Annotated in this window: 21 protein-coding genes and 4 tRNA genes; 14 read left to right on the forward strand and 11 right to left on the reverse strand. The window is 49.6% G+C overall.

What is annotated here, in order from left to right:
- The first annotated feature begins 29 nt into the window (after positions 1-29).
- From ACFQNF_RS09390 to ACFQNF_RS09450, 13 genes are all read left to right on the forward strand, one after another.
- Positions 30-105: transfer RNA gene (locus ACFQNF_RS09390), tRNA-Ala, on the forward strand.
- A 50-nt stretch (positions 106-155) separates the two neighbouring features.
- Positions 156-231 (forward strand) — tRNA-Glu (locus tag ACFQNF_RS09395).
- A gap of 11 nt (positions 232-242) precedes the next feature.
- Positions 243-319: transfer RNA gene (locus ACFQNF_RS09400), tRNA-Arg, on the forward strand.
- A gap of 29 nt (positions 320-348) precedes the next feature.
- A tRNA-Glu gene (locus ACFQNF_RS09405) sits at positions 349-423 on the forward strand.
- A 98-nt stretch (positions 424-521) separates the two neighbouring features.
- Positions 522-1,148 (forward strand): dTMP kinase, encoded by a 627-nt coding sequence (tmk, locus tag ACFQNF_RS09410; RefSeq protein ID WP_380187729.1) that lies wholly within the window; start codon positions 522-524, stop codon positions 1,146-1,148.
- 125 nt (positions 1,149-1,273) lie between these two features.
- A complete protein-coding gene (gene holB / locus ACFQNF_RS09415; RefSeq protein ID WP_380187730.1) occupies positions 1,274-2,293 on the forward strand; it encodes a DNA polymerase III subunit delta' in 1,020 nt (339 codons plus the stop codon).
- Positions 2,290-2,655, forward strand: a complete 366-nt coding sequence (locus ACFQNF_RS09420; protein ID WP_046350354.1) for a PilZ domain-containing protein — start codon at positions 2,290-2,292, stop codon at positions 2,653-2,655. The genes holB and ACFQNF_RS09420 overlap by 4 nt, the downstream gene beginning before the upstream one ends.
- 238 nt (positions 2,656-2,893) lie before the next feature.
- Positions 2,894-3,664 (forward strand): TatD family hydrolase, encoded by a 771-nt coding sequence (locus ACFQNF_RS09425; protein ID WP_380187731.1) that lies wholly within the window; start codon positions 2,894-2,896, stop codon positions 3,662-3,664.
- The gene (locus tag ACFQNF_RS09430; protein ID WP_380187732.1) at positions 3,661-4,437 is read left to right on the forward strand and encodes an MBL fold metallo-hydrolase; all 777 of its coding nucleotides are present in this window, start codon (positions 3,661-3,663) and stop codon (positions 4,435-4,437) included. Before ACFQNF_RS09425 ends, ACFQNF_RS09430 begins: the two co-directional genes overlap by 4 nt.
- A 251-nt stretch (positions 4,438-4,688) precedes the next feature.
- Positions 4,689-6,134, forward strand: coding sequence for an efflux transporter outer membrane subunit (locus tag ACFQNF_RS09435; protein WP_380187733.1), 1,446 nt, complete (start codon positions 4,689-4,691; stop codon positions 6,132-6,134).
- Positions 6,131-7,204: an HlyD family secretion protein gene (locus ACFQNF_RS09440; RefSeq protein WP_380187734.1), complete on the forward strand. Its 1,074-nt coding sequence runs from the start codon at positions 6,131-6,133 to the stop codon at positions 7,202-7,204. The genes ACFQNF_RS09435 and ACFQNF_RS09440 overlap by 4 nt, the downstream gene beginning before the upstream one ends.
- Positions 7,201-9,987 (forward strand): ribosome-associated ATPase/putative transporter RbbA, encoded by a 2,787-nt coding sequence (gene rbbA, locus ACFQNF_RS09445; RefSeq protein WP_380187735.1) that lies wholly within the window; start codon positions 7,201-7,203, stop codon positions 9,985-9,987. Before ACFQNF_RS09440 ends, rbbA begins: the two co-directional genes overlap by 4 nt.
- 8 nt (positions 9,988-9,995) lie before the next feature.
- A complete protein-coding gene (locus ACFQNF_RS09450; RefSeq protein WP_380187736.1) occupies positions 9,996-11,132 on the forward strand; it encodes an ABC transporter permease in 1,137 nt (378 codons plus the stop codon).
- A gap of 411 nt (positions 11,133-11,543) precedes the next feature.
- Here ACFQNF_RS09450 and ACFQNF_RS09455 read toward each other — a convergent pair whose 3' ends face one another.
- The 10 genes from ACFQNF_RS09455 to ACFQNF_RS09500 form a co-directional block, all read right to left on the reverse strand.
- Positions 11,544-12,014 (reverse strand): DoxX family protein, encoded by a 471-nt coding sequence (locus ACFQNF_RS09455; protein ID WP_380187737.1) that lies wholly within the window; start codon positions 12,012-12,014, stop codon positions 11,544-11,546.
- A gap of 230 nt (positions 12,015-12,244) precedes the next feature.
- Complete coding sequence (locus ACFQNF_RS09460) at positions 12,245-12,967, reverse strand: HvfC/BufC family peptide modification chaperone (RefSeq protein WP_380187738.1); 723 nt, start codon at positions 12,965-12,967, stop codon at positions 12,245-12,247.
- Entirely contained in the window at positions 12,964-13,806 is an 843-nt protein-coding gene (bufB, locus tag ACFQNF_RS09465; protein ID WP_380187739.1) for an MNIO family bufferin maturase, read from the reverse strand. The genes ACFQNF_RS09460 and bufB overlap by 4 nt, the downstream gene beginning before the upstream one ends.
- 23 nt (positions 13,807-13,829) lie before the next feature.
- Complete coding sequence (locus tag ACFQNF_RS09470) at positions 13,830-14,099, reverse strand: BufA1 family periplasmic bufferin-type metallophore (protein ID WP_380187740.1); 270 nt, start codon at positions 14,097-14,099, stop codon at positions 13,830-13,832.
- A 114-nt stretch (positions 14,100-14,213) separates the two neighbouring features.
- On the reverse strand, positions 14,214-14,390 hold the full coding sequence (locus tag ACFQNF_RS09475; RefSeq protein ID WP_380187741.1) for a zf-HC2 domain-containing protein: 177 nt from the start codon (positions 14,388-14,390) through the stop codon (positions 14,214-14,216).
- Positions 14,387-14,953, reverse strand: coding sequence for a sigma-70 family RNA polymerase sigma factor (locus ACFQNF_RS09480; RefSeq protein ID WP_380187742.1), 567 nt, complete (start codon positions 14,951-14,953; stop codon positions 14,387-14,389). The genes ACFQNF_RS09475 and ACFQNF_RS09480 overlap by 4 nt, the downstream gene beginning before the upstream one ends.
- Positions 14,954-15,139: 186 nt before the next feature.
- Positions 15,140-15,985, reverse strand: a complete 846-nt coding sequence (locus ACFQNF_RS09485) for a 23S rRNA (adenine(2030)-N(6))-methyltransferase RlmJ (RefSeq protein ID WP_380187743.1) — start codon at positions 15,983-15,985, stop codon at positions 15,140-15,142.
- A 347-nt stretch (positions 15,986-16,332) separates the two neighbouring features.
- Positions 16,333-17,457: a glycosyltransferase gene (locus ACFQNF_RS09490; protein ID WP_380187744.1), complete on the reverse strand. Its 1,125-nt coding sequence runs from the start codon at positions 17,455-17,457 to the stop codon at positions 16,333-16,335.
- Between the two features lie 159 nt (positions 17,458-17,616).
- Positions 17,617-18,636 carry a glycosyltransferase family 2 protein gene (locus tag ACFQNF_RS09495; protein ID WP_380187745.1) on the reverse strand — a complete coding sequence of 340 codons (1,020 nt, stop codon included), beginning with the start codon at positions 18,634-18,636 and terminating at the stop codon, positions 17,617-17,619.
- Positions 18,637-18,849: 213 nt separating this feature from the next.
- Positions 18,850-20,157: a flippase gene (locus ACFQNF_RS09500; RefSeq protein ID WP_380187746.1), complete on the reverse strand. Its 1,308-nt coding sequence runs from the start codon at positions 20,155-20,157 to the stop codon at positions 18,850-18,852.
- A gap of 335 nt (positions 20,158-20,492) precedes the next feature.
- Here ACFQNF_RS09500 and ACFQNF_RS09505 point away from each other — a divergent pair, with 335 nt between their 5' ends.
- Positions 20,493-22,184, forward strand: a complete 1,692-nt coding sequence (locus tag ACFQNF_RS09505) for a DUF2813 domain-containing protein (protein WP_380187747.1) — start codon at positions 20,493-20,495, stop codon at positions 22,182-22,184.
- A gap of 198 nt (positions 22,185-22,382) precedes the next feature.
- Here the strand turns inward: ACFQNF_RS09505 and ACFQNF_RS09510 are convergent, their stop codons facing one another.
- Positions 22,383-24,140 carry an ATP-binding protein gene (locus ACFQNF_RS09510; RefSeq protein WP_380187748.1) on the reverse strand — a complete coding sequence of 586 codons (1,758 nt, stop codon included), beginning with the start codon at positions 24,138-24,140 and terminating at the stop codon, positions 22,383-22,385.
- Positions 24,141-24,339: the final 199 nt, after the last annotated feature.

Genomic DNA, 24,339 nt, shown 5'->3' on the forward strand with positions numbered 1-24,339 from the left:
TTAGCTCTGTAATATTCGGATCTCTTTCGGGGGGTATAGCTCAGTTGGTAGAGCGCTTGCATGGCATGCAAGAGGTCAGCGGTTCGATTCCGCTTACCTCCACCAGAACGGTTTAAGTCATAAAATGCCATGGCTTATAAGTAAAGTTTTAGATTGATCCCATCGTCTAGAGGCCTAGGACACTGCCCTTTCACGGCGGCGACCGGGGTTCGAATCCCCGTGGGATCGCCAAGTTTTATAGTGCGGCTGTAGCTCAGTTGGATAGAGTATCTGGCTACGAACCAGAGGGTCAGGAGTTCGAATCTCTTCAGCCGCACCACAGTATTTGCAGTAATGCATTAAAAGTATGATCCCATAGTTTAGCGGTTAGAACACTGCCCTTTCACGGCGGCGGCCGGGGTTCGATTCCCCGTGGGATCGCCAGTTTAAAAAACCTGCCCATGCGGCAGGTTTTTTTTCGTCCGTACAAACCACAAGCTTTCCCGTGTAAAATTCTGGCGGGACTCTTTCTTAGGAACACTATGATAGCGTTGGGTCGTTTTCTCTCGGTAGAAGGCATTGATGGCGCGGGTAAAAGCACTCAACTGGCGTGGATTGCACAGTGGCTGGCTCAGCAAGGCGTTGCCTTTGTGCAAACGCGCGAGCCCGGTGGCACCCCTATGGGCGAGAAGCTGCGTGAGTTACTCCTCACCGAGCCTATGCACTTAGAAACAGAAACGCTGTTGATGTTTGCAGGGCGGCGTGAGCATCTGGCGCAGGTGATTTTACCAGCGCTGGAGCGCGGCGATTGGGTGCTGTGTGATCGCTTTAGCGATGCCAGCTATGCCTATCAAGGCGGCGGACGAGGATTACCGCGCGAGAAGTTTATTGCGCTGGAAGAATGGGTGCAGGGCAGTGGCCTAAATAAAATCCAACCTGATTTAACGTTTATTTTTGATGTACCCTTGGCGGTTAGTCAAGAGCGTATGGCAAATGGCCGTACTTTAGATCGCTTTGAGCGCGAAGCCGCTGATTTTCATGCGCGGGTGCGTGCAGCTTATTTAGAAAGAGCCGCCAGCGAGCCGGAGCGGATTCGTGTGATTGATGCTAATCGTTCTTTAGAGCAAATCCAAACCGAGCTAGCTGAGATACTGAGCACTCTACTTTAACGCGAAGCCGTCGGTTTCCATGAGCGGATTTGCGTGATTGATGCCAGTCGCTCTTTAGGGCAAATTCAGGCCGAGCTAGCTGAAATACTGGGCACCCTACTTTAACCAGAGCAATGAGTGCCACGATGAAAACACTTTACCCTTGGCAAGCAGCGCCTTGGTCGCAATTGATGCGTGAAATTGATCGCCTGCCACACGCCATGCTGATCACGGGTGAGGAAGGTATCGGAAAAAAGCGCTTTGCAGAATACTTGGCGCAATTTCTGCTCTGCGAAGACGAAGCAAAAACCACGGCACCATGTGGTGTATGCGATGGTTGCCGTTGGTATCTGGCCGGTAATCATCCTGATTTCCGGTTAGTTTCTCCAGAAGATGGCGATGTGGAAGCGAGTGAAGATGCCAAACCTAAGCGTAAATCGCAGGTGATTGGCGTTGATGATATTCGTGATTTGGCTGATTTTGTGAATCTGACGGCGCATCGAAAAGGCATTCGTGTGACCTTGGTGTATCCGGCAGAGGCATTAAATATGGCTGCCGCTAATGCTTTTTTAAAAACGCTGGAAGAGCCGCCATCTGGCGCAGTATTTATTCTGGTATCTAATCACTGGCGGCGCTTATTGCCTACGATACGCAGCCGCTGCCGGGTGTTTCCTATGGCGACTCCCGATCAAGCTGCGGCAATGGCATGGCTGGCGCAGCAGCAGGTGGTTAACCCTGCTTTGCATTTATCGCATACAGGCGGCGCTCCTTTAGCTGCGCTGGATGATGCCAGTGCAGAGTGGTTGCCTAACCGTAAAGCGTTTTTAGCACATATTGCCAATCCGGCGGCTTTAGATGTGCTGGCGGTGGCTGCGGAGCTAGAAAAGGCTAAACTAGAGGTAGCCTTAGTGGTTGCTTGGTTGCAAAAGTGGGTACATGATTTAATCAATATAAAGATGACGGGCAAACTTCGCTATTATCCTGATTGGGATAGCGATTTACGCCGCATCGCGATTCAATCCCCTGCCTTTTTTCATTACACCGATCGTTTGAATGAAGCCATGCGTCTTGCGCATCACCCTTTAAATCAGCGATTAGTGTTTGAATCTTTATTGTTTGCTTACTTGGATGCACTGCGTGGTAAAAGCAGTAAGGGAAGAAAATGAGTGAACCTATTAAAGCACCGGTCTCGCGCCCTGGTGTGTTATCACTAAATATTAAAGAAAAAGCCGCTTTATATGCTTCATACATGCCTTTTATAAAGGGGGGCGGAATTTTTATTCCGACCAATAAAGCCTATGTATTGGGCGATGAAGTTTTTATGCTGCTATCTCTTTTAGATGATCCGGCCAAAATTGCAGTATCAGGCAATGTGGTCTGGATTACGCCTCAGGGTGCGAATAATAATCACCAGCAGGGCATCGGCGTGAAATTCTCTGGTAATGAGGCGGGTAATCAGGCTAAAACCAAGATTGAAGGCTTGCTGGGCGGCTATTTGCAATCTGCTCGCACCACGCACACGATGTAATTCGGGTGTTTTTAAAAAGACCTAAGGTCTGTAGACACAGAGAACACAGAGTTTAAAAGCAGAACACTGAGAAAAGGCATCAAGGGCAAAAGCATTTGTTTACGAAAAACATGTAATGCCTGAATCAAAATGATGCAATGTATATATGCTTACCTGTACCGCTCTGTGATTCAAGATTTAGGTTTTGTGTGCGCCAGAAGCCCTGACGTAAAACCCTATTCATTTCCTCGAAGTCCCTATGTTTATTGATTCCCATTGCCATATTAATTTCCCCGATCTTGCTGCCAATATTGATCAGCACTTAGCTAAGATGGCTGAAAACAAAGTGACGCATGCCCTGTGCGTCGCTGTGAATTTGCCTGAGCTGCCATCGGTGTTGGCCCTCGCTGATGCGCACGCTAATATCTTTGCCTCAGTCGGTGTGCATCCAGATTATGAAGACACGCCAGAGCCAACGGTAGAGCAGCTTGTTGAGTTGGCAAAGCACAAAAAGGTAGTGGCGATTGGTGAAACGGGGCTGGATTATTATCGCTTGCAAGGTGATTTAGAATGGCAGCGCGAGCGCTTTAGAGTGCATATTCGTGCCGCAAAAATAGCAGGTTTACCGCTGATTATTCATACCCGATCATCGAGCGAGGATACGATTCGCATCCTTAAAGAAGAAGGCGCGGCGGAAGTCGGTGGCGTATTGCACTGCTTTACGGAAAGCTGGGAAGTGGCACAGGCGGCGATGGAGCTAGGGTTTTATATTTCTTTCTCCGGCATCGTTTCTTTCAAAAAAGCCGTTGAGCTACACGAAGTGGCGCGTTTAGTGCCTTTAGATCGAATGCTCATCGAAACCGATTCGCCCTATCTGGCGCCTGTACCGTTCCGTGGCAAGCAAAACCAGCCTGCTTGGGTGCGCCATGTGGCCGAATCAATTGCCGATTTGCGCGGTGTGAGCGTGAATCAGATTGCTGATGCGAGTACAGCTAACTTCTTTAAACTCTTTCACCGAGCCACAGTATGAAAGTAGAGGCGCTTTTACTGGGCGTAGGTTCTAGCGGTGGTTCGCCAGCGCTGGGCTGTGCTTGCCCGACTTGCGCCTCGACCGACCCTAAAAACAACCGCACTCGTGCTTCTGCTGTGCTGCGTGCAGGGGGTAAAACTTTTCTGATCGATACCGGCCCCGATCTGCGCCATCAGGCCCTGCGCGAGCAGCTATTGCATGTGGATGCGGTGCTCTATACCCATCCTCACGCCGATCATTTGAACGGTATCGACGATATTCGCTCTTTTTGCTGGCTACAAAAAGCGGCCATACCGGTGTTTGGTAACGAGTTTATGCTCGACCACATCCGCCAGCGTTTCCCCTACACCCTGTTTCCGCCTAATAATTTTTGGGATAAACCGGTGCTCACCCTGCACCCCGTGAGCGATAGCACCTTTGAATTTGCGGGCATTGCTATCGAGCCGATCCCCTTGATGCATGGAAAATGGCCGATTCTGGGCTATCGCATCGGCAATGTGGCGTACTTAACCGATGTGTCCGAGATCCCCGCTACCAGCATCGCTAAGCTACAAGGCTTAGATATCGTATTCTTAGATTGCTTACGGCGCGTGCCTCACCCTACGCATTTTTCTGTTGATCAAGCCATTGCCGCCGCCAAGCAAATTGGCGCCAAGCAAACCGTGATGATCCATATGACCCACGAGCTGGAATACCACACGCTTTCGCAAGAATTGCCTGCGGGGATGGTGGTGGGGTACGACGGCATGCGATTGGTCAGTGAAGCAACTTAATTAGCTCACCTCATATGCTGCCTTAATTGTTTCTTAAAGTTAACAAGATGGTTAAGCAATTGCTGGCTCTGAAACAAAAAATAGCAGTGATTTGATTATTATTTGCATATTTCTGTCATATCTCTGAATGATAATCAGCTGTCGATGAAAGGTAAGGGATTATTCACAGAAAAATTTTAGGGCTAACTTTCATGATCTAATGGTGTCTCTTACAGGTATTTATCTGTATCCGTAATAGAGATGCTGTGCATATGCTAAAGCTCCAGATTACGTTGCGCAGGGCTATTCCCTGCGCCTGCGCCCTTTTAGCGGCTTGTGCCGCTGCCCCACAGGCCGAGAAACACGGCCATCCTCTCCCTGCTTATTACCCTGCTGCTCAAACTCCTCCTTCTGCCCAAGCTACCTCGGCTGCTACTTTGGGCTGGAAAAACCTATTTGTTGATCCGTATTTGCAAGGGCTAATTAGCAATGCGCTGGCTTATAACAGCGATTTGCAAGTGGCCAGTGCCCGTGTGGCAGAAGCAAAAGCGCTGTATGGCATTCAGGATGCAAATCGTTGGCCGATGGTGGCGGTGGGGGCAGAAGCAGGGCGGGCTCGTAAGCCGGCTGATTTATCGCCCGTCCGCAAGACTTTGCTAGGAAGTCAGTACCAGGTGGGCTTTAGTCTTGCTACTTACGAGCTGGATTTTTGGGGAAGAGTCAGCAGCTTAAATGAGGCGGCCTTGGCGCAATTTATGGCGAGCGCAGAAGCCAAACAGGCGTTTCAGATCAGCTTAATTGCCTTAGTGAGCAATAGCTATTTGCAAGATTTAGAGCTGGCCGAGCGGGTGTCTTTGGCGGAAAAAACCTTGGCTAGTCGCGAAGAGTCGTTGCGAATTATGCAGCGGCGTGTGGATGTGGGCAGCGCTTCAGATTTGGTTTTGCGACAAGCACAAATACTGATGTTTTCTACCCGTAGCGAGCTGGCCGTCTTAAAGCGCCAGCAGGCCCAGAATACGGCTTTATTGGCCCAGCTCACAGGGCATGCTGATTTACCAAAAACCACTCATTTAGCTTTAGATCAGCAGGGCTTGGAGCGTGAAATTGTGGCCGGTTTGCCGAGCGATCTTTTGCTCCAGCGCCCAGATTTGCGCGCCGCCGAGCAAAAGCTCAAAGCAAGCCGAGCCAATGTAAAGGCGGCACGCGCGGCCTTTTTCCCTAGCATTACCCTCACAGGCATGGCGGGAATGGCGAGTAGTGATCTGGATCGCCTCTTTAGCTCTGGGCAGCAAATTTGGAGCTTTCTACCGCAGATTTCTTTGCCGCTATTTGATGCGGGGCTGACTCAGCATAATTTGGATCTGGCCGAGGCACGTAAGCATCTGGCGGTGGCCAATTACGAAAGTACCGTGCGCAGTGCTTTTCGTGATGTATCCAATGCCTTGGCGGCCCAGCACTGGCTGACTGTTCAACTGGCGGAGCAAACCGAGCTGGTGAAATTTGAGGCAGAGCGCACACGGCTGGCTGATCTGCGCTATGAGCATGGCGCAATTACTTATTTAGAAGTATTGGATGCCAAACGCGCCTTATTTAGTGCAGAGCAAGCACTGGTGCAACTGCGGCGTGCCCGGTTATCCAGCACCGTCGATCTTTATGTGGCCGTGGGTGGTGGACAAGATGAGTTGCTGACGCCTGCTGGTAAAAAGGAAGAAAAATGAAACTGACACTCAAAAATGGCTTGATTGGCGCGGGCGTGGCACTGGTATTGCTGGTGGCAGGGGCTGCAATTTGGTTTTTTGTGCATAAAGACGATGATAAGCCTAAGGACTTTGCTGCCAGTAATGGGCGCTTGGAAGCCACCGAGGTAAATGTGGCCAGCAAGATGGCAGGGCGTGTGCAGGAAATCTTGGTTAAAGAAGGCGATTTGGTGAAGCAAAATGATGTGCTCGCCAAAATGGATATGTCGGCATTGCAAGCTCAGCTATTACAAGCAAGGGCAGAGCTAGCCAATGCGATCAGTCGAAAAGATGCTGCATTGGCGCAAATTGCCCAACGCGATGCGGATGCCGCTACGGCGCAGGCGGTATTGCTGCAAAGAAATTCTGAGCTGGATTTGGCAGGAAAAACAGCAGCTAGATCGAAAGCATTGCTGCTAGAGCGAGCCACTTCGGTGCAAGAGGCAGATAACGATAGCGCCCGGCTCAATAATGCGCGGGCCGCTGTGACCGTGGCAAAAGCGCAGATTGCCACCGCAGATGCAGGCATTCGTGCGGCCCATGCACAGGTGCAGCAGGCAGAGGCGGGGATTCTTGCCGCCGACGCTGGAGTGAAGCGTTTAAAGAGTGATTTAGAAGACGGCATTTTGCGTGCGCCACTGGCTGGGCGCGTTCAGTTTAGGGTGGCGCAGCCGGGTGAAGTGGTGGGCAATGGCGGTAATGTGCTCAGCCTGATTGATTTAAGCGATGTGTATATGACGTTTTTCCTGCCGACCAATTTGGCAGGGCGGGTGGCGCTGGGATCTGATGTGCGCTTGGTGCTCGATGCGGCAAAGCAATATGTGATACCGGCTAAGGTGTCTTTTGTGGCTGATGTTGCCCAATTCACCCCTAAAACGGTGGAAACAGAAAACGAGCGCGAAAAACTAATGTTTCGCATCAAGGCAAGGATTGATCCAGAGCTATTGAAAAAGAATATTCAAAGCGTAAAAACGGGCGTGCCGGGCGTGGCTCATGTGCAGTTGAATGCCTCTCAGCCTTGGGCCAAAGAGCTTAAAGTGAACTTACCATGAGTAAGCCAGCGTCTGATCCGGTGGTGCGTTTAAAAGGCCTCAGCCATTTATACGGCGAAAAACAGGCTGCCGATGATGTCAGCCTAGATGTGCCATCGGGCTGCATGGTTGGCTTGATTGGCCCGGATGGTGTGGGCAAATCAACATGGCTGGGGCTGATTGCTGGCGCACGCAAAATTCAGCAGGGCAGTGTAGAAGTATTGGGCGGCGATATGCGCAGCGCCAGCCATCGGCGCGATGTATGCAGCCGAATTGCCTATATGCCGCAGGGTTTGGGGAAAAATCTTTACCCCACTTTATCGGTCTTTGAAAATATTGATTTCTTTGGCCACCTATTTGGGCAATCCCGTAGTGAGCGCAAGCAGCGAATTGAAAAACTACTGGCTAGCACAGGCTTAACTGAATTTTCTGATCGCCCGGCGCAAAAACTATCTGGCGGTATGAAACAAAAGCTAGGGCTTTGCTGCGCATTAATTCATGATCCCGATTTATTGATTCTGGATGAGCCCACTACCGGTGTTGATCCTTTATCCCGCCGCCAATTTTGGGAGCTGATCACCGAAATCCGTGAGCGTCGCCCCAGTATGAGCGTGATGGTAGCGACGGCGTATATGGAGGAAGCAGAGCAATATGATTGGCTGGTGGCAGTGGATGATGGCAAGGTTTTGGGCACGGGCAGCCCTGCCGAGCTGAAAGAGAAAACGAAGAAATCTACGTTAGAAGAAGCCTTTTTGGCCATGCTGCCCGAAGAAAAACGCCAAGGGCATGAGGCATTAAAAATCCCGCCTCGCCCCGAAGGCATGGATGAGGTTGTGATTGATGCCAAAGGCTTGCAAATGCGCTTTGGTGATTTTATTGCCGTGGATGATGTCACGCTGCAAGTGGAGAAAGGCGAGATTTTTGGTTTTTTGGGCTCGAATGGCTGTGGCAAATCAACCACGATGAAAATGCTCACCGGTCTGCTGCCACCGACCAAAGGCACGGCCAGCTTATTAGGCCAGCCCATCGATGCGAGCAATATCGAAACCCGCCGCCGCGTGGGCTATATGTCGCAAGCCTTCTCGCTGTATAGCGAGCTGACAGTTGAAAAAAACTTGGATTTACACGCCAAATTATTTCATCTGCCAGAGGACGAAGTGGCCGACCGGCTGGCAGAGCTCACCGAGCATTTTGGTTTGAAATCGGTGCTTAAGCAGTTTCCGGAAGACTTGCCGCTGGGCATACGCCAGCGCCTGCAACTGGCTGTGGCGGTATTGCATAAACCCGATGTCTTGATTTTGGATGAGCCCACTTCGGGTGTAGACCCCGTGGCGCGCGATCAGTTTTGGGCTTTGATGATCGATCTGGCGCGTAAAGATGGCGTGACGATTTTTATCTCTACCCACTTTATGAATGAGGCACAGCGCTGCGATCGAATCTCGATGATGCACGCAGGCAAGGTGCTCGATAGCGGCAGCCCCGCAGAGTTGGTAGAAAAGCGTAAAGCAAAAAATCTGGAAGAAGCCTTTATTGGCTATCTGGAAGAAGCAACTGAGGCAGATAAAACAGATAAATCGACACCCGCCACAGAAGCAAAACCTGCCACAGCGGATAAACCTGCAAGCGCGGATGAAGCTGCTCCTGCCAAAGATTCCCCCGCCAGCCGTGAGACGCCACCTCGTTTTAGCCTTGGTCGCCTGCTTTGCTATAGCGCGCGTGAATCGCTTGAGCTGCGGCGTGATCCTATCCGGCTGACGATGGCCCTGATCGGCTCTTTGCTGCTGATGCTGGTGATGGGCTACGGAATTAGCATGGATGTGGAAAACCTGAATTTTGCGGTGCTAGATCAAGATCACAGCGAAGCCAGCCAAGATTATGCCTTGCGAATTGCAGGCTCACGCTATTTTATTGAGCGGCCTGCTTTGCAAAATCATGCAGAAATCAGTGAAAGGATGCGCTCGGGCGAGTTGGCCTTGGCGATCAATATTCCCCCCAATTTTGGCCGTGATTTAGCCAATGGCGCGAAGCCGGAAGTAGGCGTGTGGATCGATGGCGCGATGCCCATGCGGGCCGAAACGGTAAAAGGCTATGTGCAAGCGATGCATTTAAGCACGCTGAGTGATTGGGCAATGAGCGTAACAGGCCAAGCGCCAAAAGCCTTAGCAGATATTCAAGTGCGTTTTCTTTACAACCCAGAGCTACGTAGCTTGGTGGCGATGGTGCCTAAGGTGATTCCGCTGATGCTGGTGTTTATTCCGGCGATGTTGATGGCACTGGGCGTGGTTAGGGAAAAAGAATTAGGCTCAATTATGAATGTTTACACCACGCCTGTAACCAAGCTGGAATTCCTATTAGGCAAGCAATTGCCCTATATCTTATTATCGCTGATTAGTTTTATTTTCATGTTTCTGCTGGCGATTACGTTATTTCAAGTGCCATTTACAGGCAGCTTTATCACCTTGCTGGTCGCTACTTTTTTATATGTAACTGCCGCAACAGGTTTGGGCTTATTGGCGTCAACCATGACCAATAGTCAGGTTGCAGCGATTGCGGTGGCAACGATAGGCACGATGATTCCGGCGATTCAATATTCCGGCATGATCGATCCTATTTCTTCATTACAAGGCTTGGGGGGATGGATAGGGAAGATTTATCCAACCTCGTATTATTTAACCATTAGCAGCGGCACTTTTTCCAAAGGGCTTGGATTTACTGAATTAAGCAGCGCTTTCTTTTCATTGATGCTCATCATTCCAGCGCTCACGCTGGCTTCTGTGTTGCTATTGAAAAAGCAGGGGAAATAGGTGCAAAAATGAATAAATTTAATACACATCTGAGTAATATTTTTCACCTTGGGCTAAAAGAGTTTCGCAGCTTGTTTCATGATATTGCCATGCTGGTGATGATTGCCTTTATGTTTACGGCCTCGATTTATTTAGATGCCCGTGCAAAGCCCGATTCGCTTAATCATGCTGCAATTGCTGTGGTGGATGAAGATCAATCGCAATTATCGCGGCGTTTAATCGATGCCATGCAGCCGCCATATTTTAGACCGCCTATTTTGCTTTCTTTGGATGAAGTCGATCAGGGGCTGGATTCGGGCAGAGATACCTTTGTTTTAAATATTCCCCCTAATTTTCAACGGGATGTGATGGCGGGGCGTATTCCGGCGCTGCAATTAAATGTAGATGCCACCCGGCAAAGTCAGGCGCTGATAGGCTCGGCTTATATTCAGAAAATTTTAAATGATGAGGCTAAAAACTTTGCATCAAGAGATAAGCCAAGTGCATCCATTCAGCCTGCCGAGCAGGTGATTCATGTCTTGTCTAATCCCAATTTGCATTCGGCTTGGTTTGGCAGCATCACCGCGATTATTAATAATGTCACTCTGTTATCTATTATTTTAAGCGGGGCCGCGCTGATTCGTGAGCGCGAGCATGGCACTATCGAGCATTTATTGGTGATGCCCATTACCCCGCTTGAAATCATGCTTTCTAAGGTGTGGTCGATGGCGGCCGTGGTGCTGATTGCCTCTATTTTTGCCTTGCAGATTATGGTGAAAGGCGTACTGGATGTAACGGTCAATGGCTCTGGTCTTTTATTTGCGCTGGGCACGCTGCTCTATTTATTTGCCACTTCATCGATCGGCATTTTTATGGGAACACTGGCACGCACAATGCCGCAATTTGGTTTACTGGCAATTTTAGTGCTGTTGCCGCTGCAAATGTTATCCGGTGCAGTGACCCCGCGTGAAAGCATGCCAGAAATGGTGCAATGGATTATGTCGTTTACGCCCACCGTGCACTTTGTGTCTTTATCTCAGGCGATTTTATTTCGGGCAGCGAATCTCACCGTGGTTTGGCCGCAGATGCTGGCGATTGTGGCGATTGCCGCCGTGTTCTTTATGCTGGCCCATCATCGCCTGCGTAAATCGATAGGCTCGATGTAGTTGGGCGCAAGCCGCGTTCTTTTCAGCATTGCTCGCGGGTTGCACCCCATGCGCGCTAACCAAATTGATTTTGAATTAGCAAACCACGAAAAAACACTATGTCCACGCTCTCGGCATGGGGCTTAAATCCCCCTGAAGCCGCGACACGAGGAACAAGCGGGGGGGGGGGTAGTCGTCAATTCGTGTTTGAGCGAAGCGAGTTGACACAACGCCACTGTCCGCAGTGAGGGGCTTTTGTGTCTTTGAGGTTGCGGCTTGGTTTCGTTTCTTGGCCGCGCAAGAAAGGAAGGCCCCCGCGGTGGCCAACCGCTCCAAAATCAACGTGCCGAAGGCACTAAAAAGATCTTTTTGACTTTGGTTAGCGCATATGGGGTTGCACCCGCCCTAGGGATAACATTATTACTTAGGATTCTAAGGTTTAGTCTTGTCCGTCCTGCAGCAGCGATTAAGCCATTCATCTATCGACCATTTTCCCGCGCCATAAATAGCGAGCACGGCTAATAAAGCGCCCCATAAGTAATGATCTTTTACTGCAATAGGCGGCAGAGCAGGATAAGAAATCACGGCTACGGCATTCAGAATAAATAATCCTACTGCAGCAAATCGGCCAAGCGTGCCGCTGATCAGTAATACAGGCAGGATTAATTCACCACCCGTCGCCATAATGGCGGCTATTTCTGGTGGAATAAGCGGTACTTGGTATTCGAAATTAAATAAAAATAAAGTGCTATCCCAATTGCGTATTTTAGTCAGGCCAGATAAAAAGAAAACTTGGGCTAAATAAACCCGTAATCCAAGATTAAATATCGGGCTTAGATATTGCATACCTAATGATTCGGCACAGCGATAGCCAGAGTAGAGTTTGCAGAGTATTTTTTTCATGGCGATCACCTATTAAACAGATGGAAATGAAATGTGATGTATCGTTTTTATGCTGGGGGAAATGGCTGGCTTCACCGCTATCCTATCCGCTTAGGATCAAAATAAAGTTTGGTTTTATATAGGGTGTGCAAGTCGTTTTTCTTGCGCACCGTTTCTTGGTGCGCAACGACTTCGTCGTTGTACACCCTATAAATACTACAACGTAGGAGCGGTTTTAGCCGTCCTAATCATTAATTAATCTGGCAAACCAAACCACGGCTAAATAGCTGAATTAAAACAGGCCCTGCATCGTATTCATCATCTGCTGTGGCCCGCATGGCGCTTTCTATATTTTGGCTATTTAACAGGCTTTCTAAAAAGAGCGCATCGCTGATGGAGAGTAATTGCCAATGATCGCGCCATACCCAGACTTGTTCACCCCCTGCATTTAAATCAGCAGGGCTGGCTCCGTGATGCATCATTAATATTTGGTAAATAGGCCATGCGGACGATTTAACAATGGCTACGGCAGGGTGGAGAATAAGGCTTAATTTCCCGAATTGTTCCGGCGTATAAGAGGCGAGCGTTTCTATGGCGATACTATTGCAATCTGCACTGTAATGCGCCAAATGAATCGCCCAATCCAGCTTTGCCATATCGCTTAAATAAGGTAGATCGCTGACGTGGGGAAATGTATTTAAGAAATCAGGAAAACTTTCACCATCATGATGCAAATTGCCTGAGTGTGATTCACTGTTTTCAACAAAGACGCGGGCCATCGCGCTAAAAAATTCTTCTCCTACTAATTGCATAACGGTGGGATAAGTATTGGCAAGATTCGCGCTGCGATTAGCTAACACATTATTGCGATAGATATCTAAAAATGGCAGGCTGCCGGTTTGTATATATTTGGGCTGGTGATGAGGTTTTTTAAATATCTGGCTAAAGTCTTTTAAAGCATTGGCGTAGTTCATGCTAATGCACCGGCGTATTGGGTGATCTCTTGCTTGGCAAGATGGCTTTGCAAGGTGTTGTACTCTTCCAGCAAGCCACTGAGCAAGGGCAAATTGGTGTCTCGCTCTAGTAAAACAGGCTTGGGGCCGGTGAGCTTGAGGGTATCTTCGAGCAGCTTCCAAACGGCATCGCAAACGGGCGCACCGTGGGTGTCGATCACTAAGCCTTCGCAATATTCAAACCCAGCGACATGGATTTCAGCAACGCGGTGTAAGGGTAAACGGGCGATTTCTTGCCTGGCATCAATGCCATGATTGAGCTGATTCACATGCATATTGTTGACGTCCAGCAGCAGGCCGCAGCCTGTGCGGGCAACCAGCTCGGCGAGTAGCTCGGCTTCGCTGAGCGTTTCGTCGCTAAAGGCAATATAGCTGGAGACATTTTCTAGCAAGATGATGCGTTTTAAGCGGCTTTGCACCAGATCAATATGTGTGCAAAGGGTGTCAATTGCTCCGGCATAGCGGGGCACAGGCAAGAGATCATTAAACCAAATATCGCCATAGCGATTCCATGCCAGATGCTCAGATATTGCGGCGGGCTGGATGCGCTCGGCTAAGTCTGCCAATTGGGATAAATGCTGAGCATCGGGTGGCTCGGCATTACCTAGGCCAAGGCCAACGCCGTGCAGGCTGATGGGGTAATCGCGGCGGATTTTTTCTAAGGTGGCAGGGGCTGCCCCGCCGCCAAAGTAGTTCTCACTATGCACTTCCCACCAAGCCACGTTGGGACGTGTGGCAAGGACTTCGGCCAAGTGTGGAGACCGAAGGCCAAGGCCTGCTTGAGTGGGAAGTGTGGTCATGATGTGGCCTTTATTGAATCAGCTTAAGGCTTTGGGGCCATCAGGGAGCCGTGCATTTTTTCACACGTTCCTTTTTTAACGGCTTTCCATTCGGATTTATCCATATCTTTAGCGGCTTGGCCTGCGCAAGCATGGCCATTGGCAGCACAGTCGTTCTGGCCTGCTTTCGCAACGCCGTAGCATTTTTCCATGCTTTTCATTTCTTCTGCGCTTGGCCCGGCAATGGCGTTGCCAACTGAGGCGCAGCCAATGACGGCGGCAAGGGCGGAAGATAGCATCAGGGACGTTTTCATCGGTATAGCTCCTTGGTTAAGTCGGATGAGTTGCTTACGGTGTAGGACACCTGGATACTTTGTCGCAGAGATCATTTGTTTATGACAAATTATTTAAAAATAAATCTGTCTGGTCTATTCCCAGTGCGCAGGCGCACGGGCGGCTTCCCGCATAAAGTGTAGCTGGCGATTGAAATTTCGACAGTTTTTACAAAAAAATAAATGCAAACGTAAGCGATTCCGCTGGCTAAGTGTCAGCGGCCCATCTTGTTGAGCAGAGAGCAAAATAGAAGCTTGCCGGCAGTTCATCATGGTGAGTTCCCAAACCAGTTTTTTTCTAAACAGAGGCGCAAACTCATTCGGGCACGATAGAGCATGGCTGAACAATTAGTCGCGGTGATCTCTAATTGCTGACAAATTTGCTCAATCTCTAAGCCTAATTCTTCACGCATGGCAAAAACCATGGCGGTGCGGCGCGGCATAAGCTGGCTGCACTGGGCATAAACTGCCCAAAATTGTTTGTCTTCCAGGCTGGCATCGGGTTTTTCCCAGCGCCTTGGCGCGTCAGAGCCCCAGTGGCCGGTTTTATTAAACAGCACATCAAAATCGCTGCTGTCTTCTTCCCCTTCGATGGTAGATATCAGCAGAGGATCACGGTAGATACGACGCTGGGTATCGATAATTTTGAATTTTAAAATACCGGTAAGCCAAGTTTTTAGCGACGACTGTCCACCGTAGGAGTCGGGTTTTTCCAGAGCAGCTAGCAGAGTTTCCTGCACGACATCCTCGGCACTGTTGCTGTGTTGTAATTGAAAGAGCGCAAAACGATAGAGGTAATCTCTGAGCGGCTCTAGATCTTCGATACGAATGGCCATGGAGATTGCTCTGCGGGTTTGTGAGATTAATTATATATTGCTTCTTGTATTTTTGTATTGATAATGATTCTTATTTGTTTGTTGGGAATGTAGGGTGGGCAAGGTGTTTTATCTTGCCCACGCGGGGCCAGCTCAAAAAACGATAAGGCAATGACGCGTGGGCACAAAGGCGTGTCCACCCTAAGATTAGGCGGCTTTTTCTTCCAAAATATACTTTGCGCCTTTGCCTTGTCCGAGGATTTTTACCAAGTAAGGCATGGTTTCTCTAAGTGTCGCAGCCAGAGTCCAAGGTGGATTCAAAATAAACATGCCGCTGCCGTGCATGCCAAAGCCGTCTGCTGACGGACTTTGCACACTTAGCGCCACATGCAGCCAGCTGTTGACGTCCAGTTTTTTTAGCTCTTCTGGCAGTTGTTTAGATTCTGCACGTTGCAGCTGCGGATACCAGATGGCGTAGGTGCCGGTAGCAAAGCGGCTAAGCGCCTCGTGCAGCATATCGATCACATAGTCGTAATCGTTTTTGTCTTCATAAGGTGGATCAATCAGCGTGACACCACGGCGCGGTGGCGGAGGCAGCACGGCTTTAATCCCCGCAAAACCATCGCCTGCAATCACCGCTACACGGCGGCCTGCCTCGGCGAAATTCTCTTTTAGAATTTTGCTATCCGAGCTGTGCAGCTCAAATAGGCGTAAGCGATCGGTCGGGCGCAGTAGCTGATCGGCCACATAGGGTGAGCCAGGATAAAGCGTCAGCTTGCCATCAGGATTAAGTGCCTTCACCACATCCACATATTCGGCGATGGATTCAGGCAAATCATCCCGTTCCCACAGGCGAGCGATGCCGCTTTCAAACTCGGCATTTTTAGTTGCGTAGCCTTCCCGCAGCGAGTAAACCCCCGCGCCAGAATGCGTGTCGATATACCAGTAGGATTTATCTTTTTGATTAAAGTACGACAAAATTTGCGTTTGAATATAGTGCTTCAGCACATCGGCATGGTTGCCTGCGTGAAAAGCGTGGCGGTAGCTAAGCATAACAATCTCTTTTCTTGAAAATCATAAATTTAGGGCGGGAGAAACCCAATCCTATCAACTTAAGCGAAATGTTTTTCGTAGGGCGGGTGAAACCCGCGAGCGATGCTGAAAAATACGCGGGTTTCACCCGCCCTACACCTATTTTGTTTCTGATGAGAACTCAGCGTTTCGCAGAGAAATACCACCCAGAGCTGGCCGTGTCATCGTTTTAACTTTTCAACAAGCTTCCAAACCGTCATCCCCGAGTGTTTTTGTCGGGGATCCATCGCGCCACTGGATTCCCGATAACAGCATTCGGGAATGACAAAATAGCTCAGCTTGACCCCTTGTTTTCTCTGTGTTCTGCCTTACAACTCCGTGTTCTCTGTGTCCACAGACTTCAGGTTTATTGTGGGTGGAGCAAGGCAAAGCGTCATCCATTGTTGCAGGATCTGCTCGGATGAATAATGTTTTGCCCGCTGTTTCAGCCATATGGATAGCTCGGGGCGGCGTTGTTTGGCGATGAGTTCTGCTAAGGCTTCCCCGCTGGCTGTTTCGACGACAAACTCGCTACGTCTTTTGCCAAACAGCTCATAAACCCCGCCCGCATTGGTGGATGCCACGACTAATCCTAGCGGCATGGCTTCTAGCACCACCAGCGGGCAGCCTTCAAAGCTGGAAGTCAGCAGCAGCACATCGGCAGCGTTGAGGTAATCGCCCACATTGCTTTGGTGCCCTGCAAAGCTGATTTGCTTATCGAGCTGCCTCGCTTTGCTGGTGTTTTTAAGCCAGTCTTCCAGCGGGCCGTCGCCCACTACGGTGAGCTTGGCATGGATGCCTTTTTTATTCAGGCACTCTAAAGTTTCTAGCCATAGATGGGGCTGTTTTTCTACGGCAATACGACCCACGAATAGCAGCTGCAAGGTGTGGCTGGCTGGTTTGTCTGGATAAACTTTGGGCTGCTCTTCGTCTACAAAATTAGGCAAAACTTGCCAGCCATCGCCGATCGGCTGTTTTAGCCATCGCGCCAGCGAATCCCTTGCGTGCTCGGAAACAAACACCAATTCATTTAAGCGCCGGTAGATATATTGGCAAGCTTTGCGGTGAATCGGGTTCATTGTGGCGAATTGGTCCAGCTCAAACAGCGGCCCATGCACCCACCCAATCACTCGCGTCTTTAAGCCACGACTTACGGCATACGCCATATAGAGTGGCATCAAAAAAGTGGCGGCAATCAATATATCGGCGTCTTTAATCTGCTGCCTCGCCGCGCGCCAGCCTGCCAGCCAAGTCCAAGGTTTTTTGCCCTGCCAAGTTTCCGATAAATCGATGACCTTGGCCGAGCCGGTACGTGCCGCCCACAGATTGCGATTGCCACCCAGCATTACAATGCTGACTTCACAGCCACGGGCAATTAGCCCTTCAGACACCAAGGCCACACAACGCTCCACGCCACCCAGGCCCAGATCACGGACAAAAAATACAATTTTCATGACGGCCTCAAAAAAAGGTCTGTAGACACAGAGCACACAGAGATAAAAAGCAGAACACAGAGAAAACATAAAACTAGGCTGCGATTCAATTTTTAAGGTTTTCTCTGTGTTCTTTGTGTTCTCATTTATCTCTGTGTCTACAGACCTTAGGTTCTTCTCTTAGGATTTAAGTTTTTTAATCAGCTGCCAAGCCCTATCGCCTATCAAGCAGCGGATTTTTTGGCGTTTTAGTTTGCTCATTTCGCTGGCAGGTGGTGGCAGGGCTTGGTTTAGGGCTTTAACTTTGCCCAGCAGAAATAGATTCACCCCAGAGGTACGTTGTAGCGTATCGACCCATACCTCGCCCAATGGGCTGCGGCTTTTTGGCCTGTTTTCTGCCAGTTGCAGGTAAAAATCGCACATCCAGTCAAATTCGGCACGGCTAAGCTGGCGGGCGGGTTCGGCTAGCTCTACAAAGCGGTCCGCGTGTTTTTGCATGGCGGCGGGCAGGGCGAAGCGGGCGTATTTGCTGCGGATAATATGCGCAGTGGCCCGCAGCTCGTCCTTCTTACTTTGGGTGATTTGTCCAGCGTGGCAGCGATACTGCAGCAGTACTTCAGGCACGGCGGTAAAGGTGGCTCCTGCTTGCGCCAGCTCGCACCACAGCGCGTAATCTTCGGCATGCACCGCATACGGCGAATAAGGATGCGCTTTGAGCAGCGCCGTGCGGGCAATCACGCTGGGGTGGGCAAAGGCCGAGTTAAACAGCAGCATGGCCTTGATGGCTCCATCCTCTGAGGGCGTCATCCACTCGCCGCTTTTGTCGCCAAAAAAACGAATCCAGCTGCCACATACATCGGCTTGGGTCTCATTTAGGCGTTGGAGTTGTTTTTCAATTCGCTGCGGATCGCAAATATCATCGGCATCTATGCGGGCAATCCACTCGCCTTGGGCTTGGGCAATCGCTTCGTTAAGCGTAGCAATCAGGCCGCGATTTTCACGCGTGATAATGGAGAAGCGCGCATCTTTTACCGCGTGCGCCTGCAAAATCGCCAGTGTGGCGTCGTTCGAGCCATCGTCTACGGCGATGCATTCAAAGTCGGTAAAACTCTGGCCGCTGATTGAATCCAGCGTCTCTTGTAAATACGCCGCTGAGTTATAGCAGGGCAGAACAAAGCTGACTTTAGGGGAAGAACTCATTTTGATCTCAATACATTTGATGCGTACATTGCTGGCCTGTGCACTGGCTGTGGAAGATCCATCGTTAGCATAAAACCCAGATCTTGAACCACGGAGGCCCTAGAGAACACGGAGTTTCACGCAGAAAACCTTTATGCTTTTCTCCGTGGCCCTCCGTGTTCTCCTTTTCCTCCGTGGTTCAAGATTTGGGTTTTGCACAGGGCATACTCGTTTTTATTCATTTTTCCCAAGGTTTAAACCATGCTCCGCATGGATTTTTCGGGCTTGCCACCAAAACGCCAGCACAATAAAGGCTTCAACAGTCAGCACGCTTTGTGCCGCGCGTAAGCCACCTTGGGTAGAACCCGGTATCCACCAGCACATTAAAGCCACATTCAGTAAACCTGCCGCCACCAGCACCCGGCTGAAATAGCGCTCAAAGCCAAATACCAGCAGGGTTTGCTGACCATAAACAACAGACAAAGCACCGAGTAAAATGACGGGGGACAGCCAGATCATCACATCTTGTGAGTTATTGAGCGCCAAAAGTGCACGGGATAAGCCAAAGTCTGGGCCAAATAGTTGTACACAAAGTGGGGTAAATAGCGGTAAAAATAGCATCAGCGCGAGCGTCATCACCAAGCCCACCGTTGCTTGAATTCGAAAGGCTTTTTTGATCAGTTGGATCGCTGCGGGTTTATCGTTCACCGCCAGCTGGGCAATACGCGGATACGTGGCTTGCACCAGAGGGCCAATGAGGCCTTGGGCGATATAGACCAGCTTATTGGCGGCCGCAAATAAGCCAACTTGCAGCGGCGCGGCAAACATCCCAAGTAAAACGGTGGTGGAGGTGGTGTAAAGACTGGTGGAAATGGCCGAAAGGAAAAATGGCCAGCTTGCGCGCAGCGCACCTTTTAGCTCGTGCCATTGCACGCGTACCCACTCTGGTTTTGGCACACCCCAACCGGTAAACCACCATAGCAAGCCGGCTAAAATTTGTGGCGTGGCCTGCAAAATCACTGCCAGCGCTAGGTCTTGCGGCCCGCTTACCCATAGCAATAAAAAGCCCAGCGTTAAGGCACGGGCCAATACCATTAAGCCTGCTGCAAGCTGAAGCTTCTCTTGGCCTTGGAAATACCAAATTGGAAAGAGCACCGAGCTGACGATATACAGCTGGCTCCACAAAAAGATACTGGCATGCTCTTGCCAACTACCCAGCGCAAAAGTCAGTACCAGTAAAATAAGGCTGGATGCCACCATCAGTAGCGTCTTCGCCCAAGTTACCCGCCAGAAAATCCGCGCCGCTTCTTTTGGATTATCTCTAGCCTGCGCCACATCACGCACCGCTGATAAATTAAAACCAAAATCAGTCAGCAATACGCCGTACTGGATAGAGGCAAAAGCAAAATTCATCACCCCAAAGCCTTCCGTACCTAATTGCACCAGCAGGAAAGGAAAGGTAACAAAAGACACCAAGTAATTGAGCCCCTGCACAGCATAGAGGGCAAAGATATTGGATTTTAGGCGGGAGTCTGGCGACATGATTTGTTTCTGGATGCGGGGGCAGAGATTGTACCGCAGACAGGTGGGCGCGGCGTGGTGCTCATGCGTGGCAATACGACACTCACAATATTTAGAATCAGCAGGCTAGCAGCCTGTTGGACTTAGGTGATCGTAGCGAGGGAAAGACCGGTTTGAGACAGCAATATGCATTTTTGAGGCGGGTTGGTGGTGATTAAACCCAAGCGTGGCTATTTAACGAAAAAATGCATGAAATATGGCCAAATCCGGCTTTTCCGCAGTAGATCAGCCCTAAGTCCGACAGGCTGCTACAACTTGGTGTAGGCTTTCATAAAAGTATCAGTTGGAAGCAGATAATGCATTTATTACGCTTACAAATCACCAATTTTCGGGGCATCAGCCAGATTGATTTAAGCTTGGAGCGCGAACGCACCGCGCTGTTTGGCGAAAACAACTGGGGTAAGACCAGCCTGATCACTGCGCTGACTCGCTGCCTGAGCGAGGCGGTGCCGCTGGATGTGCTGTTTACCCATGAAGATTTTCACCGCGTGGCCAATACCCGGGCGACGATTGCGCGGCGTTTAAATATCACGCTGTTTTTCTGTGGAGGAAGCGACGAGCCGCTGCCCGACCCCGCTTTGCAGGATTTAAGCTGGCAGGATGATGAAGGTAGGCGGTGGCTGGCATTGCGTTTCTCGGCCGAACGTTATGGTCATGGCGAGGTGCGCAGCCACCGCAGCTTTATTGATGCACAGGGTGCGGAGCGGCAGCACGCAGCGAGCGATGAGCTGGCGGTGTTGCTGATTCGTCATCATCCCGTGCTGCGCTTTCGCGATATGCAGCTCACCGATTGGTTAGAGCACCCACGTCTTGCACAAAAAAACCGCAGTGATGATCCGCCGCAGCCTGCATCCGCCGCAGTGCGGGCCGTATTCGAGCGCATCCTTACTCTGCCGCATCAGTTGCACCCGCAGGAGCTGACGCAAGGTCTGGATGCGGTTGAGCAGTTTCTTTCTGAGCATGCAGAGCTACTGCAAGCACCCGTGCCCCTTCAGCGCCTTGCCAAGCAAATTGCCAGCACGCCATTTAATTTACGCGATGATGACAGCCTGCTGGATATTGCAGGGCGGGCTGGGTCTAGCCAGCGGCGGGTGGCACTGTTGATGCTGCTGGGTGCGCTGATTAATGCTCGCGGCGATTTACCTTTGCAGCAGGGCGCGCATCCAATTTTATTGATGGAAGACCCTGAAACGCATTTACACCCGATTCAGCTGGCGATGATGTGGGGGCTGATCGAGCAATTGCCGCTGCAAAAACTGATTACCACCAATCATGGCGATCTGCTGGCGAGTTTTCCGCATCAAGCCTTACGCCGTCTGGTGCGCCGTCATCAGCATGTACACGTTTATCAGGTGGGGGAGCAAGCTTTATCGGCCAGCGACGCACGCAAAGTGGCGTTTCATATTCGTGCTAATCGCGCCAGCAGCATGTTTGCCCGAGTTTGGCTGCTGGTGGAGGGCGAAACCGAATTTTGGCTGATGCCTGAGCTGGCGCGGATTTACGGCGTGAATTTCCCTATGGAGGGCATTCGCTGCGTTGAATTTGCTCAGGCAGGCTTAACCCCGCTGATTAAATTTGCCGATCGCCTAGGGATAGTCTGGCATTTGATTGCCGATGGCGACGAGGCGGGCCAGCGTTATATTGCCAAGGCCAGAAGCCTGCTCAACGATAGGCCCGATGCGCTGCATATCACCGCCATCACAAGCCGCGATATTGAGCATTATCTGTGGGATAACGGTTTTGCTGATACTTACCGCAACGCCGCTAAACCTCGTGGCCCGCTTAATCATTGGCACCAAGCCGCAATGGATGCCGCACCGCCTCGCCCCGATGAAGAAATTATCCAGCGCGCATTGCGCTATCACTCCAAACCCGGCATGGCGCTAGAAATAGCCGAAGCTGCCGAAATTGCTGGCGCAGAGGCCATCCCGCAAGAATTGCAGCAAATGTTTGATACCTTGCAACAGCTGGCGAGTTATAGCGAGTAAGGCTTAGGTGATTGAAGCTGATGTTTTGCAGCGAAACCTAAATATTGAAATACGGAGATCATAGGGAATACGGAGGAAAGCATTTTTGGGGTTTTCCGATAAAACGTCGCCTAAATAAAGACTTTGTAAAATTAATGTAGGGTGGGCAGGTTTTATGCCCACGCGGTGAGAAAGCTTGAGCATAGAAACTTTCCCACCTTAAGTGGCTTCCATCAATTCTGCTAAAGCTTGTTTTAATAAAGCGGGCCGTAATGGTTTGGTTAAAAATAAATCCATACCTGCATTAATACATAATTGCCGGTCTTCTTCTAAGGCATTCGCCGTTAACGCCATAATCGGCAGGCGTTTGATGGCGGGGTTGGCTTTCTCTTGGGCGCGAATGCTGCGGGTGGCTTCTAAGCCATCCATTTCCGGCATTTGCATATCCATTAAAACTAAATCAACTTGTTCTTTAGCAAGAAAATCTAAGGCTAATTGGCCATTTTCTGCGCTAAATACGGTGTGCCCATCATTTTCTAATAAACGGGTAGCTACTAAGCGATTAGTTGGATTATCTTCCGCCAATAGCACACGCAATTTACGCGGCTGGGTATTGTTCTCTACAATCACCGTATTTGATTTTGGCATAAGCCCTTTGGGGCAGTGCAGTGTAAATTTAAATTGAGAGCCAATTGTTGGCTCGCTTTGTGCGATTAATTCACCACCCATTGCGCTGACTAAGCGGCGGGCAATGGTTAAGCCTAGACCTGTGCCGCTATATTCTCGGGTAGATGAGCCATCTGCTTGCACAAAAGCTTCAAAGATATAGGGCAACCTATCTGCCGGTATGCCAATGCCAGTATCAATGACGGCAATATCCAGACTGTATTTATTCTGAATTAATGTTGATTTTATTTTGAGCGTGACTTGCCCTTGATTGGTAAATTTAATCGCATTACCTAATAAGTTGACTAACACCTGTCGCAAGCGTAATCCATCACTTAAGATGATGATATTGGCTTCTCCTTGGTAATCAACAATCAGGTTTAAACCTTTATCGCTTGCGATTAGATTGAACATTTGTTGAACTTCATTGAGTAGGGCAGATAGATCAACAGGCTGTTCGGCAATAATAAGGCAATTGGCTTCTATTTTTGATAAATCGAGCACGTCATTGACGAGCGCTAAAAGTAAATCGGCCGAGTTACAAATAACATTTACTGTTTCTTTTTGTGATGGAGATAAATGGCTTTGCTGTAGTAAATGCGCCATACCTAAAATGCCATTCATTGGCGTTCTGATTTCATGGCTGACATTGGCGATAAATTCACTTTTGGCCCGATCGGCTAATTCGGCGTCATTTCTTGCTTTGACGAGGTCTTCTGCAAGGCGGGTTTGATCTAATTCTAAAATCAGGCTTTCTACAATTGTATCGTGATAGGAGCGGGCGCTTTTCATCAGGGTTAAAAAAAAGAATAGATTCATTCCACCCAAAGTGAGATCCATTTGAGTAGGTTTAACGCTGGCATTAATTAAGATAGGCAGCATCATTAAAAATGCATAGATACGCATCGCCGGAATCATAGGGCCTAAAATAGGCAAAGATCCCACTACTAGCCCAGAGAACACAAAGGCAGTAAACATTTTGAGCAAAATGCTGCTGGTGAGCATGAAATACACGCCACCAGCGCACCAAACCAGCCCTGTGGCCGCTACGCCAAATAAGTGAATGCGTCGCCAGTAAGTAAAGTGATGTGCTGCTGAGTTTTGCTGATATTTTTTGAAAACAGAGAGGCGAAATAGAGCCAAGCCGCAGGTGAGAAATAACCAGGTACTCAAAATATAGAGTGAATGATCTTCCCGGTGGGCAATAAATAAAAGACAGGCCGCAATGATGCCAATGATTTGCCCGCTATGGGCATTACGATAGCTAAGTGCGGTGGTGCGCTGTAAGACGGCTGGGTCATTGATATGCATAGATGCTGACTTCTTAAGCGTTTTTTTGATCATTGCGCTGTGATAATGAAGGCATCTTCATGACAACGCCTGAACTAAGGTAGATTGATGCTTAATTTAACATATATATTAAATTACACAAGATTTAAGACTTGCTTGTGAATGAGATGTTGCATGGGCAAAATAAATAGCTGCGGCTCAAGAAGTTGAAAACAGCAAA

Source organism: Iodobacter arcticus (genome assembly GCF_042664895.1).
In the GTDB taxonomy this organism is placed as follows: Bacteria; Pseudomonadota; Gammaproteobacteria; order Burkholderiales; family Chitinibacteraceae; genus Iodobacter; species Iodobacter arcticus.

Excerpts from the sequence above, each read along its gene's own strand:
- tmk (WP_380187729.1), top strand. The coding sequence starts at position 522 with ATGATAGCGTTGGGTCGTTTTCTCTCGGTAGAAGGCATTGATGGCGCG.
- holB (WP_380187730.1), top strand. The coding sequence starts at position 1,274 with ATGAAAACACTTTACCCTTGGCAAGCAGCGCCTTGGTCGCAATTGATG.
- ACFQNF_RS09420 (WP_046350354.1), top strand. The coding sequence starts at position 2,290 with ATGAGTGAACCTATTAAAGCACCGGTCTCGCGCCCTGGTGTGTTATCA.
- ACFQNF_RS09425 (WP_380187731.1), top strand. The coding sequence starts at position 2,894 with ATGTTTATTGATTCCCATTGCCATATTAATTTCCCCGATCTTGCTGCC.
- ACFQNF_RS09430 (WP_380187732.1), top strand. The coding sequence starts at position 3,661 with ATGAAAGTAGAGGCGCTTTTACTGGGCGTAGGTTCTAGCGGTGGTTCG.
- ACFQNF_RS09435 (WP_380187733.1), top strand. The coding sequence starts at position 4,689 with ATGCTAAAGCTCCAGATTACGTTGCGCAGGGCTATTCCCTGCGCCTGC.
- ACFQNF_RS09440 (WP_380187734.1), top strand. The coding sequence starts at position 6,131 with ATGAAACTGACACTCAAAAATGGCTTGATTGGCGCGGGCGTGGCACTG.
- rbbA (WP_380187735.1), top strand. The coding sequence starts at position 7,201 with ATGAGTAAGCCAGCGTCTGATCCGGTGGTGCGTTTAAAAGGCCTCAGC.
- ACFQNF_RS09450 (WP_380187736.1), top strand. The coding sequence starts at position 9,996 with ATGAATAAATTTAATACACATCTGAGTAATATTTTTCACCTTGGGCTA.
- ACFQNF_RS09455 (WP_380187737.1), bottom strand. The coding sequence starts at position 12,014 with ATGAAAAAAATACTCTGCAAACTCTACTCTGGCTATCGCTGTGCCGAA.
- ACFQNF_RS09460 (WP_380187738.1), bottom strand. The coding sequence starts at position 12,967 with ATGAACTACGCCAATGCTTTAAAAGACTTTAGCCAGATATTTAAAAAA.
- bufB (WP_380187739.1), bottom strand. The coding sequence starts at position 13,806 with ATGACCACACTTCCCACTCAAGCAGGCCTTGGCCTTCGGTCTCCACAC.
- ACFQNF_RS09470 (WP_380187740.1), bottom strand. The coding sequence starts at position 14,099 with ATGAAAACGTCCCTGATGCTATCTTCCGCCCTTGCCGCCGTCATTGGC.
- ACFQNF_RS09475 (WP_380187741.1), bottom strand. The coding sequence starts at position 14,390 with ATGATGAACTGCCGGCAAGCTTCTATTTTGCTCTCTGCTCAACAAGAT.
- ACFQNF_RS09480 (WP_380187742.1), bottom strand. The coding sequence starts at position 14,953 with ATGGCCATTCGTATCGAAGATCTAGAGCCGCTCAGAGATTACCTCTAT.
- ACFQNF_RS09485 (WP_380187743.1), bottom strand. The coding sequence starts at position 15,985 with ATGCTTAGCTACCGCCACGCTTTTCACGCAGGCAACCATGCCGATGTG.
- ACFQNF_RS09490 (WP_380187744.1), bottom strand. The coding sequence starts at position 17,457 with ATGAAAATTGTATTTTTTGTCCGTGATCTGGGCCTGGGTGGCGTGGAG.
- ACFQNF_RS09495 (WP_380187745.1), bottom strand. The coding sequence starts at position 18,636 with ATGAGTTCTTCCCCTAAAGTCAGCTTTGTTCTGCCCTGCTATAACTCA.
- ACFQNF_RS09500 (WP_380187746.1), bottom strand. The coding sequence starts at position 20,157 with ATGTCGCCAGACTCCCGCCTAAAATCCAATATCTTTGCCCTCTATGCT.
- ACFQNF_RS09505 (WP_380187747.1), top strand. The coding sequence starts at position 20,493 with ATGCATTTATTACGCTTACAAATCACCAATTTTCGGGGCATCAGCCAG.
- ACFQNF_RS09510 (WP_380187748.1), bottom strand. The coding sequence starts at position 24,140 with ATGCATATCAATGACCCAGCCGTCTTACAGCGCACCACCGCACTTAGC.